10 protein-coding genes are annotated in these 10,995 nt (G+C 68.9%); 2 read left to right on the top strand and 8 right to left on the bottom strand.

Features of this window, described 5'->3' with window-relative positions; translation table 11 throughout:
- Positions 1-456: 456 nt before the first annotated feature.
- The 3 genes from ACFYXK_RS07675 to thyX all read right to left on the bottom strand — a co-directional run bounded on the left by ACFYXK_RS07675 (position 457) and on the right by thyX (position 4,148).
- On the bottom strand, positions 457-2,142 hold the full coding sequence (locus ACFYXK_RS07675) for a ribonuclease J (RefSeq protein ID WP_383515094.1): 1,686 nt from the start codon (positions 2,140-2,142) through the stop codon (positions 457-459).
- A 117-nt stretch (positions 2,143-2,259) separates the two neighbouring features.
- A complete protein-coding gene (dapA, locus tag ACFYXK_RS07670) occupies positions 2,260-3,159 on the bottom strand; it encodes a 4-hydroxy-tetrahydrodipicolinate synthase (RefSeq protein WP_266636202.1) in 900 nt (299 codons plus the stop codon).
- Positions 3,160-3,407: 248 nt separating this feature from the next.
- Positions 3,408-4,148: an FAD-dependent thymidylate synthase gene (gene thyX, locus ACFYXK_RS07665; protein ID WP_389410233.1), complete on the bottom strand. Its 741-nt coding sequence runs from the start codon at positions 4,146-4,148 to the stop codon at positions 3,408-3,410.
- Positions 4,149-4,406: 258 nt separating this feature from the next.
- Between thyX and ACFYXK_RS07660 the strand changes: the two genes are divergently transcribed.
- A complete protein-coding gene (locus ACFYXK_RS07660; RefSeq protein ID WP_365957972.1) occupies positions 4,407-4,646 on the top strand; it encodes a hypothetical protein in 240 nt (79 codons plus the stop codon).
- Between the two features lie 48 nt (positions 4,647-4,694).
- On the top strand, positions 4,695-5,261 hold the full coding sequence (locus ACFYXK_RS07655) for a PH domain-containing protein (protein WP_389410232.1): 567 nt from the start codon (positions 4,695-4,697) through the stop codon (positions 5,259-5,261).
- A 98-nt stretch (positions 5,262-5,359) separates the two neighbouring features.
- Here the strand turns inward: ACFYXK_RS07655 and ACFYXK_RS07650 are convergent, their stop codons facing one another.
- The 5 genes from ACFYXK_RS07650 to rpsO form a co-directional block, all read right to left on the bottom strand.
- Positions 5,360-5,806 carry a hypothetical protein gene (locus ACFYXK_RS07650; protein WP_389410231.1) on the bottom strand — a complete coding sequence of 149 codons (447 nt, stop codon included), beginning with the start codon at positions 5,804-5,806 and terminating at the stop codon, positions 5,360-5,362.
- Positions 5,807-5,825: 19 nt separating this feature from the next.
- Positions 5,826-6,581, bottom strand: coding sequence for a 4-hydroxy-tetrahydrodipicolinate reductase (gene dapB / locus ACFYXK_RS07645; RefSeq protein WP_389410230.1), 756 nt, complete (start codon positions 6,579-6,581; stop codon positions 5,826-5,828).
- Positions 6,582-6,662: 81 nt separating this feature from the next.
- Positions 6,663-8,042, bottom strand: coding sequence for a M16 family metallopeptidase (locus ACFYXK_RS07640; RefSeq protein WP_389410229.1), 1,380 nt, complete (start codon positions 8,040-8,042; stop codon positions 6,663-6,665).
- On the bottom strand, positions 8,039-10,261 hold the full coding sequence (locus ACFYXK_RS07635) for a polyribonucleotide nucleotidyltransferase (protein ID WP_389410256.1): 2,223 nt from the start codon (positions 10,259-10,261) through the stop codon (positions 8,039-8,041). Before ACFYXK_RS07635 ends, ACFYXK_RS07640 begins: the two co-directional genes overlap by 4 nt.
- Before the next feature lie 312 nt (positions 10,262-10,573).
- Positions 10,574-10,861: a 30S ribosomal protein S15 gene (gene rpsO, locus ACFYXK_RS07630; protein ID WP_030161433.1), complete on the bottom strand. Its 288-nt coding sequence runs from the start codon at positions 10,859-10,861 to the stop codon at positions 10,574-10,576.
- Between the last annotated feature and the right edge of the window lie 134 nt (positions 10,862-10,995).

The raw sequence follows: 10,995 nt of genomic DNA, 5'->3' as shown, positions 1-10,995 counted from the left end.
ATCCACCGAAGTGGACGGGGTATCAACTTCTGGCGTTGATTTTTGGCACGCTGTTGAGTTCTCAAGGAACGGACGCTTCCTTTGTACTCACCCTCTCGGGCTTCCCTCCGGGCTTTCGTTCTTGCGTTTCCGACTCTATCAGAGTCGGTCCCGCTTGCTTTCCAGGTCCTTCGCTTTCGCGCTTTCCCTTTCCGGCGGTTCCAACCTTACCAGATTCTTTCCGCACCGTTTCCGGAGTGGATTTGAATTCGGTGGCCGCTGGAGGGCCTTTTCCCTTTCGGGCGGATCAGACTTTATCAGGTCTCCCTGGGTCTTGAATCCCACCCGCTCGCCGAACACGTCCGGGCACGCGTGCGTGCCGGGGGTCCGTGCGAGGTGGAGCCGTAAACGTACTGGAGCGGGGCCCCCGGATGCAAATCCGGTTGCCCCGCTCCAGTGACGGCGCTACGGCGAGGCTCAGACCTCGACGACGACCGGGAGGATCATCGGGCGGCGGCGGTAGCCGTCCGAGACCCACTTGCCCATGGTCCGGCGGATGAGCTGCTGGATCTGGTGCGGCTCCGCGACGCCGTCGGCGGCGGCGCGGGCGATGGCTTCCTCGATCTTCGGCAGGACCGAAGCGAAGGCCGAGTCCTCGATGCCGGAGCCGCGGGCCTGGATGTTCGGGCCGCTGACGACCTTGCCCGTGGTGCTGTCCACCACGACGAAGACCGAGATGATGCCCTCGTCGCCGAGGATCTTGCGGTCCTTGAGGTGGACTTCCGTGACGTCGCCGACCGACAGGCCGTCCACGTACACGTAGCCGGCCTGGACCTTGCCGGAGATCCGGGCCTTGCCGTCGATCAGGTCGACGACCACGCCGTCCTCGGCGATGACGATGCGGTCCTTCGGGACACCCGTCATGGCGCCGAGCTCGGCGTTGGCGCGCAGGTGGCGCCATTCGCCGTGGACCGGCATCAGGTTCCGCGGCTTGCAGATGTTGTAGAAGTACAGCAGCTCGCCTGCGGAGGCGTGGCCGGAGACGTGCACCTTGGCGTTGCCCTTGTGCACGACGTTGGCGCCCCAGCGGGTCAGGCCGTTGATCACGCGGTAGACCGCGTTCTCGTTGCCCGGGATCAGCGACGACGCGAGGATCACGGTGTCGCCGGGGACGATCCGGATCTGGTGGTCGCGGTTGGCCATGCGGGACAGGGCCGCCATCGGCTCGCCCTGGGAACCCGTACAGACGAGCACGACCTCGTCGTCCGGCAGGTCGTCGAGGGTCTTCACGTCGACGACGAGGCCGGCCGGGACCCGCAGGTAGCCCAGGTCGCGGGCGATGCCCATGTTGCGGACCATCGAGCGGCCGACGAACGCGACGCGGCGGCCGTACTCGTGGGCGGCGTCGAGGATCTGCTGGATGCGGTGCACGTGGCTGGCGAACGACGCCACGATGATCCGCTTCTGGGCACCCGCGAAGACGCCGCGGATGGCGTTGGAGATGTCGCGCTCCGGCGGGACGAAGCCCGGGACCTCGGCGTTCGTCGAGTCCGAGAGGAGGAGGTCGATGCCCTCTTCGCTCAGGCGCGCGAAGGCGTGCAGGTCGGTGAGGCGGTTGTCCAGCGGCAGCTGGTCCATCTTGAAGTCGCCGGTGGCGACGACGAGACCCGCGCCGGTGCGGATCGCGACGGCCAGGGCGTCCGGGATGGAGTGGTTGACCGCGATGAACTCGCAGTCGAACGGGCCGAGGTTCTCGCGCTCGCCCTCCTTCACCTCGAGGGTGTAGGGGCGGATGCGGTGCTCCTGGAGCTTGGCCTCGATGAGGGCCAGCGTCAGCTTGGAGCCGATCAGCGGGATGTCCGGCTTCTCCCGGAGGAGGTAGGGGACGGCGCCGATGTGGTCCTCGTGGCCGTGCGTGAGGACGATGCCCTCGATGTCGTCGAGCCGGTCCCGGATGGACGAGAAGTCCGGCAGGATCAGGTCGATGCCCGGCTGCTCCTCCTCGGGGAAGAGGACGCCGCAGTCGACGATCAGCAGGCGGCCGTCGAACTCGAAGACGGTCATGTTGCGGCCGATCTCGCCGAGACCGCCCAGGGGGGTGACCCGCAGGCCGCCCTTGGGGAGCTTCGGCGGCGGGCCGAGTTCAGGGTGCGGATGGCTCAAAAGTATCTCCTCACCACACACGCCACGTACCTCGTAAGGCACGTGGCGCGCATGTCATTCGTGCACTTGCATTCGTCTGTTTTGTTCGTCTTGCGTATTCAGTTGTGAAGTCTGATGTCAGAGCTGTACCCCGCCGGCGGCAAGATCGATCTTGAGCTGGGCCGTCTCTTCGGCCGTCAGCTCGACGAGCGGGAGCCTCAGCGGGCCCGCGGGCAGGCCCTGCAGGTTCAGGGCGCCCTTGGTGGTGATCACGCCCTGCGTACGGAACATGCCGGTGAAGACGGGGAGCAGCTTCTGGTGGATCTCGGTGGCCTTCTGGACGTCGCCGCCCAGGTGGGCCTCGAGCATCGCGCGGAGCTCGGGGGTGACCACGTGGCCGACCACGGAGACGAAGCCGACGGCGCCGACGGACAGCAGCGGCAGGTTCAGCATGTCGTCGCCGGAGTACCAGGCGAGTCCGCTCTGGGCGATCGCCCAGCTGGCGCGGCCGAGGTCGCCCTTGGCGTCCTTGTTGGCCACGATACGGGGGTGCTCGGCGAGCCTCACCAGGGTTTCGGTGTTGATCGGGACACCGCTGCGGCCGGGGATGTCGTAGAGCATCACCGGGAGCTCTGTGGCGTCGGCGATCGCCGTGAAGTGCCGGTAGAGGCCTTCCTGCGGCGGCTTGCTGTAGTACGGAGTCACCGCGAGCAGGCCGTGTGCGCCGGTGCGCTCGGCCTGGCGGGCCAGCTCGAGGGTGTGGCGGGTGTCGTTGGTGCCGATGCCGGCGACGACGTGGGCACGGTCGCCGACCGCTTCGAGGACGGCTCGTACGAGGTCGTTTTTCTCCGCGTCGGTGGTGGTCGGGGACTCGCCGGTGGTCCCGTTGATGATCAGGCCGTCGTTGCCTGCGTCCACCAGGTGGACGGCGAGCTGCTGCGCGCCGTCGAGGTCGAGTGCGCCATCCGCCGTGAAGGGCGTGATCATGGCGGTGAGGACCCGCCCGAAGGGGGTCTGCGGAGTCGAGATCGGAGCCATGGGTAACACGCTACTCGCTGCCATGCTCACGGTGTCCCCTCGGGGGACGTCAACGGGGTGTGGCTCCCGGCACGGGCTGTCAGGACTGTTGGATCCCGGCACTGCCTGCTCGGGGGTTCAAGCAGTGCCGGGTCCGTTTGATCAGCCTAGATGAACTTTACGAAACGTGGCAATACGGACACTTCGGACTTGACTCCGTACATCTGTACGGAGTGGGTCCATCCGTGCCCATCGGGGTGTACCGACCCTTACGGGGCGACGCGACCGTTGGCGTTGTACGCCGCGTACGTCAGCGGCATGAGCGCGGCCCAGTGCTGCTCCATCTTCTCGCCGACCATCTCGATCTCCCGCTGCGGGAAGGAGGGAACGGTCGCGAGCTCGTGCTGCGTGCGCAGGCCGAGGAAGTGCATGAGCGAGCGTGCGTTGCAGGTGGCGTACATCGAGGAGAAAAGTCCGACCGGCAGGACCGAACGGGCAACCTCGCGGGCCACGCCCGCGGCCAGCATCTCCTGGTAGGCCTCGTAGGCCTGACGGTACGAGTCCTCCATCACCCGGCCCGTCAGTTCCTGCTGGGCCGTGGTGCCCTCGACGAAGACGTACTTGCCCGGGCGGCCCTCCTGGACGAGCTTGCGCTCGGCGTCCGGGACGTAGAAGACCGGCTCGAGCTCCCTGTAGCGGCCCGATTCCTCGTTGTACGACCAGCCGACGCGGTGGCGCATGAACTCGCGGAACACGAAGATCGGGGCGCTGATGAAGAAGGTCATCGAGTTGTGCTCGAAGGGGCTGCCGTGGCGGTCCCGCATCAGGTAGTTGATGAGGCCCTTGGAGCGCTCCGGGTCCTTCTGGAGCTCCTCGAGCGACTGCTCGCCGGCCGTGGAGACACGGGCGGCCCACAGCACGTCGGAGTCGGCGGCGGAGTGCTTCACCAGCTCCACCGTCACATCACTGCGGAAGCTGGGTTTCAGGTCTGAAGCGGCGGTCTCGCTCACCGGGGGTCCTTCCGAACGACTCACATGGGGCGCGCCCACTCTACGGCGCGGCCGACGGCTCCCCGCGCAGCTCTCGGGCGGATCGGGCACGGGCCGCGGCGGCGGCTCGGTCACCCTTTCAGCTGACACCCAGCCATAAAATTTGGTTAATGTCCCGAATTCCGGCACCGATTGAGCGGCTCGTACGTCTTCACCAGTACACGCCACACGCACCCGCCACCGCCGCCCCAGGGCCCTGACCGTGAGGAGAGTCGCTCTATGTTCCGCCGGAGCGAACCCGTCCCGTTCGCCTTCGTCGCCGAGGCCGACCGTTTCCGCAGCAATGTCACTCCGCCGCCGCGCGAGCGTCTGGGCGTGGCCCAGATGGCCGCCCGTAGTCTGGTCGGGCTGACCGTGGTGGCGGGGCTCGTCGGTTCCCTGCTCTTCGGCATGCCCGCACTGCAGCCCCACCAGGCGCCCGCCAAGTCGCAGCAGTCGGAGGCCTCCGAGGGGCGGTAGCCTCACGGGCACAGCCCAACCGAACGTGCATGTGAGTGAGGTACAGCCGTGCCCCTGCCCTTCTTGACGGCCGACCGCGCGTTCGACGCGCACGAAGACACCGCCGACGAGGACGTACTGGCCCACGAGGACCCCGACCGCTGGCGCCGGCCGTACCGGCCCGGGCCCTGGCGGGTGGCCGGCGCCGCCCTGCTGCTCCTGCTGGCCGCGTTCATGCTGCTCGCCACGATGATCATCGCGTTCGCGGGTGCATGGGCCGGTGCCGGTGTCTGCGTGGCCGCCGCGCTCGCCGTGATCGGGTCGGCGCTGCGCCTGCTGATGGCGGGCGTCTGGGTGAGCCCTGCGGGGCTTCGCCGGGTGGGCTTCTTCCGGACCCGTTCGATCGGCTGGGACGAGATCACCGAGGTCCGTACGGTCCAGCAGCCGGTGCGCTGGCTGGGGCTGCCGCGGACCGTTCAGGGTCAGGCCCTGACGGCGGCCGCGCGCGACGGTGCGGAACTGCCGGTGCTGCTGACCGACCACAACGCCGATTTCCTGTCGCGGACCGAGGCGTTCGACCGGGCCGCCGACATGGTCGAGGCCTGGGCCGACGAGTACCGGGCCGTGCCCGCCTGACACCGACGTGCAGTGCCCCGGAAGCCCGTACAGCCCCGCCTGGGCGGGGGCTGTACGGGCTTCCGGGTTCTACGGGCCTGCGGGCTTCGTGGGCCGGCTCAGCGGCGCGGTCCGCCGTGCAGGGCGATGGCCCGCTGCATGGCCTTGCGGGCCCGCGGGGTGTCCCGGGCGTCGTGGTAGGCGACGGCGAGGCGGAACCAGCTGCGCCAGTCCCCCGGCGCGTCCTCCGTCTCGGCCTTGCGGCGCGCGAAGACCTCGTCGGCGGAGTCCCGCACGATCCGGCCGTACTCGTCCCGCTCCAGCTCGTCCACGGGCAGTCCGCCCTCGGCCTCCAGCTCGGTCGCGAGCTGGTTCGCCTTCGTCACGAACTGCGTGTTCTTCCAGAGGAACCAGACGCCGATGACCGGCAGGATCAGCACGGCCGCCCCGAAGGTCACGGTCAGCCAGGTGCCCTGCCGGATCAGCAGCACGCCGCGGCTGCCGACCAGGACGAAGTAGACGACCAGGACGGCGGCCGTGAGGAAGTAAGTGATCTTCGCGCGCATGGGTACTACTGCCTGCTCATCAGCCGAGGTCGAGGAAGTTTTCCAGGCCGAACGTGAGGCCCGGGTGCTGCACGACGCGGCGCGCGCCGAGCAGGATGCCCGGCATGAAGCTGCTGTGGTGCAGGGAGTCGTGACGGATCGTCAGGGTCTCGCCCTCGCCGCCGAGGAGCACCTCCTGGTGGGCCAGCAGGCCGCGCAGGCGGATCGCGTGCACCGGGACGCCGTCGACGTCCGCGCCGCGCGCGCCGTCCAGGGCGGTGGCGGTGGCGTCGGGCTGCGGGGCGCAGCCGGCCTCCGCGCGGGCGGCCGCGATGAGCTGCGCCGTACGGGTCGCCGTGCCGGAGGGGGCGTCGACCTTGTTGGGGTGGTGGAGCTCGACGACCTCGACGGACTCGAAGTAGCGGGCGGCCTGGGCGGCGAACTTCATGGTGAGGACCGCGCCGATGGAGAAGTTCGGGGCGATGAGCACGCCGGTCTGCGGGGAGGCGGCGAGCCAGGTGTCCAGCTGGGCGAGGCGCTCCTCGTTCCAGCCGGTGGTGCCGACCACGGCGTGGATCCCGTGGCGGACGAGGAAGTCCAGGTTCTCCATGACCGAGGCGGGGGTGGTCAGCTCGACCGCGACCTGCGCGCCGGCCTCGGCCACCGTCTCCAGCTTGTCGCCGCGGCCGAGGGCGGCCACCAGCTCCATGTCCTCGGCGGCCTCGACGGCCTTGACCGCCTCGGAGCCGATGCGGCCCTGGGCGCCGAGAACGGCCACCCGCAGCTTGCTGCTCATGCTTCTTCGCTTCCTGTCGTACGGGCCGGGCACCGGCCGGCGGCCGGTGCCCGGCCCCAAGGTATCCAGGGTCTCGGGGTCTCAGGACACCGCTTCGTCGAGGCGGGCGGCCTGCTTCTCCTTCAGCGGGCCGATCACCGCGAGCGACGGCCGCTGGGCCAGTACATCCTGCGCGACCGAGCGGACGTCGTCCGGGGTCACGGACGCTATCCGGGCCAGCATGTCGTCGACCGACATCTGGTCGCCCCAGCAGAGCTCGCTCTTGCCGATGCGGTTCATGATCGCGCCGGTGTCCTCCAGGCCGAGGACGGTCGAGCCGGACAGCTGGCCGATGGCCCGCTTGATCTCCTCGTCGGTGAGCCCCTCGGAGACGACCTTGTCGAGCTCGCCGCGGCAGATCCGCAGTACGTCGTGGACCTGGTTCGGGCGGCAACCCGCGTACACGCCGAAGAGCCCGGTGTCGGCGAAGCCCGAGGTGTACGAGTACACGCTGTAGGCCAGGCCGCGCTTCTCCCGGACCTCCTGGAAGAGGCGGGAGGACATGCCGCCGCCGAGGGCCGTGTTCAGCACGCCGAGCGCCCAGCGGCGCTCGTCGGTGCGGGCCAGGCCGGGCATGCCGAGGACCACGTGGGCCTGCTCGGTCTTGCGGTTGATCAGGTCGACGCGGCCGGAGGTGCGGATGCGCTTGGCTCCGGAGCGCGGGCCGATCGGCTCGGCGTCGGTGTGCCGCAGGGCGCCGGCCTTCTCGAAGGCCGCGCGGACCTGACGTACGACCTTGTTGTGGTCGACGTTGCCGGCCGCGGCCACCACCAGGTGGCGGGGGTCGTAGTGCTTCTTGTAGAAGCGACGGATCCGGTCGGCGCCGAGGGCGTTGATCGTGTCGACGGTGCCGAGGACGGGACGGCCCAGCGGGGTGTCGCCGTACATCGTGTGCGCGAACAGGTCGTGCACGCAGTCGCCCGGGTCGTCCTCGGTCATCGCGATCTCTTCGAGGATGACGCCGCGCTCGGCGTCGACGTCCTCCTCGCGGATCAGCGAGCCGGTGAGCATGTCGCAGACGACGTCGATCGCCAGCGGCAGGTCGGTGTCGAGCACCCGTGCGTAGTAGCAGGTGTACTCCTTCGCCGTGAAGGCGTTCATCTCGCCGCCGACCGCGTCGATCGCGGAGGAGATGTCGAGGGCGCTGCGCTTGCCGGTGCCCTTGAAGAGGAGGTGCTCGAGGTAGTGCGTGGCGCCGTTGAGCGTGGGCGTCTCGTCGCGGGAGCCGACGTGCGCCCAGATGCCGAAGGTGGCGGAGCGGACCGAGGGCAGCGTCTCGGTGACGATGCGCAGTCCGCCGGGGAGGACGGTGCGCCGGACGGTGCCGATGCCGTTCTCGCCCTTGAGGAGGGTTTGGGTACGTGTGACGGCCCGCCCCTCCGAAGAGGGGCGGGCCGTCACACGGGAACTACGCGACGTCACTTGTCGGAGTCGTCCTTGTCAGCGTCGTCGCCGGCGGCCTCGCCGTCGATCACGGGGATCAGGGAGAGCTTGCCGCGCTGGTCGATCTCGGCGATCTCGACCTGGACCTTGGTGCCGACCGCGAGCACGTCCTCGACGTTCTCCACGCGCTTGCCACCGGCGAGCTTGCGGATCTGCGAGATGTGCAGCAGGCCGTCCTTGCCCGGGAGCAGGGAGACGAAGGCACCGAAGGTGGTGGTCTTGACGACCGTACCCAGGTAGCGCTCGCCGACCTCCGGCATGGTCGGGTTGGCGATGCCGTTGATCGTGGCGCGGGCGGCCTCGGCGGCCGGGCCGTCGGCGGCACCGATGTAGATGGTGCCGTCGTCCTCGATCGTGATCTCGGCGCCGGTGTCCTCCTGGATCTGGTTGATCATCTTGCCCTTGGGGCCGATGACCTCACCGATCTTGTCCACCGGGATCTTGACGGTGATGATCCGCGGGGCGTTCGGGGACATCTCGTCCGGCGTGTCGATCGCTTCCATCATCACGTCGAGGATGTGGAGGCGGGCGTCGCGGGCCTGCTTGAGGGCCGCGGCCAGGACGGAGGCCGGGATGCCGTCCAGCTTGGTGTCCAGCTGGAGGGCGGTGACGAACTCCTTGGTGCCGGCGACCTTGAAGTCCATGTCGCCGAAGGCGTCCTCCGCACCGAGGATGTCGGTGAGGGCGACGTAGTGCGTCTTGCCGTCGATCTCCTGGGAGATCAGGCCCATGGCGATGCCGGCGACGGGGGCCTTGAGGGGCACACCGGCGTTCAGCAGCGACATGGTGGAGGCGCAGACCGAGCCCATGGACGTCGAACCGTTGGAGCCGAGGGCCTCGGACACCTGGCGGATCGCGTAGGGGAACTCCTCGCGGGTCGGGAGGACCGGCACGATCGCGCGCTCGGCGAGCGCGCCGTGGCCGATCTCGCGGCGCTTCGGCGAACCGACGCGGCCGGTCTCGCCGACGGAGTACGGCGGGAAGTTGTAGTTGTGCATGTAGCGCTTGCGGGTCACCGGGGAAAGGGTGTCCAGCTGCTGCTCCATACGGAGCATGTTGAGGGTGGTGACGCCCAGGATCTGGGTCTCGCCACGCTCGAACAGCGCCGAGCCGTGCACGCGCGGGATGGCCTCGACCTCGGCGGCGAGGGTACGGATGTCCGTGATCCCGCGGCCGTCGATGCGGACCTTGTCCTTGATGACGCGCTCGCGCACCAGGGCCTTGGTCAGGCTGCGGTAGGCGGCGGAGATCTCCTTCTCGCGGCCCTCGAAGGCCGGGAGGAGCTTCTCGGCGGCGATCTCCTTGACGCGGTCCAGCTCGGCCTCGCGGTCCTGCTTGCCCGCGATGGTCAGCGCCTGGGAGAGCTCGCCCTTGACGGCGGCCGCGAGGGCCTCGTACACGTCGTCCTGGTAGTCCAGGAAGACCGGGAACTCGCCCTCGGGCTTGGCGGCCTTGGCCGCCAGGTCCGCCTGGGCCTTGCAGAGGGCCTTGATGAAGGGCTTCGAGGCCTCGAGGCCGGCGGCCACGATCTCCTCGGTCGGCGCCTCGGCGCCGCCCTTGACCAGGGTGATGGTCTTCTCGGTGGCCTCGGCCTCGACCATCATGATCGCGACGTCGCCGTCCTCCAGGACGCGGCCCGCGACGACCATGTCGAAGACGGCGTCCTCGAGCTCGGTGTGCGTCGGGAAGGCCACCCACTGGCCGCGGATCAGCGCGACGCGGACGCCGCCGATCGGACCGGAGAAGGGCAGGCCGGCCAGCTGCGTGGACGCGGACGCGGCGTTGATCGCGATGACGTCGTACAGGTGGTCCGGGTTCAGCGCCATGACGGTGGCGACGACCTGGATCTCGTTGCGCAGGCCCTTCTTGAAGGACGGGCGCAGCGGGCGGTCGATCAGACGGCAGGTGAGGATCGCGTCCTCGGAGGGGCGGCCCTCGCGGCGGAAGAAGGATCCGGGGATCTTGCCGGCCGCGTACTGGCGCTCCTCGACGTCCACCGTCAGGGGGAAGAAGTCGAGCTGGTCCTTGGGCTTCTTCGACGCGGTGGTGGCGGAAAGCACCATCGTGTCGTCGTCCAGGTAGGCAACGGCGGAGCCGGCGGCCTGGCGGGCCAGACGGCCCGTCTCGAAGCGGATGGTGCGGGTGCCGAAGGAACCGTTGTCAATGACGGCCTCGGCGTAGTGGGTCTCGTTCTCCACTAGCGTTTTCTCCATTTTCGTCGTCTCCGTCCGCTGCCCGTGTGGCTGCGGACGGTTGCGGAGAAGCGCTCCTTGCGTGCGGGCCGGTCTTCGATCGAAGTACCCGGTTCGGTGCCCGTGGGGCTTTCCGGGTACCACTACCGAGGACCGGCGGCCTGGGAGGGCGCTCCTCCTCTTCAGTTGTGCACGTGGTTCGCAGTGCACCTGCGTCCAGACTACAAAGCGTCCGGTACGTCCCGCACGTAGAGCGAGCGCACGTACAGCAAAGGGAGCGGCCCCCTCAGTGTGGGAACCGCTCCCTTCACAGCGTCTTTACTTGACGCCGGCCGCACCGCGGCGGATGCCGAGGCGCTCGACCAGCGTACGGAAGCGCTGGATGTCCTTCTTGGCCAGGTACTGCAGCAGGCGGCGACGCTGGCCGACCAGGATCAGCAGACCACGACGGGAGTGGTGGTCGTGCTTGTGGGTCTTGAGGTGCTCGGTCAGGTCCGTGATGCGCTTGGAGAGCATGGCGACCTGGACCTCGGGGGAGCCGGTGTCGCCCTCCTTGGCACCGAACTCGGCGATGATCTGCTTCTTCGTAGCGGCGTCGAGCGACACGCGTACTCCTCGTTTAGGTCTTCGTGGCCACCGAGTGCCCCAGGTCGAATTCTCTGGGGATCTTCCGTAACTCGGGAGGCGGGGTCCGCTGAGCGCAGTCCACAGACCCCTTGTCGAGGGATCCGGGGGCGCGT

The organism is Streptomyces sp. NPDC002209 (genome assembly GCF_042890265.1).
GTDB lineage: Bacteria > Actinomycetota > Actinomycetes > Streptomycetales > Streptomycetaceae > Streptomyces.
This window is presented reverse-complemented; position numbering and strand designations above follow the sequence as displayed.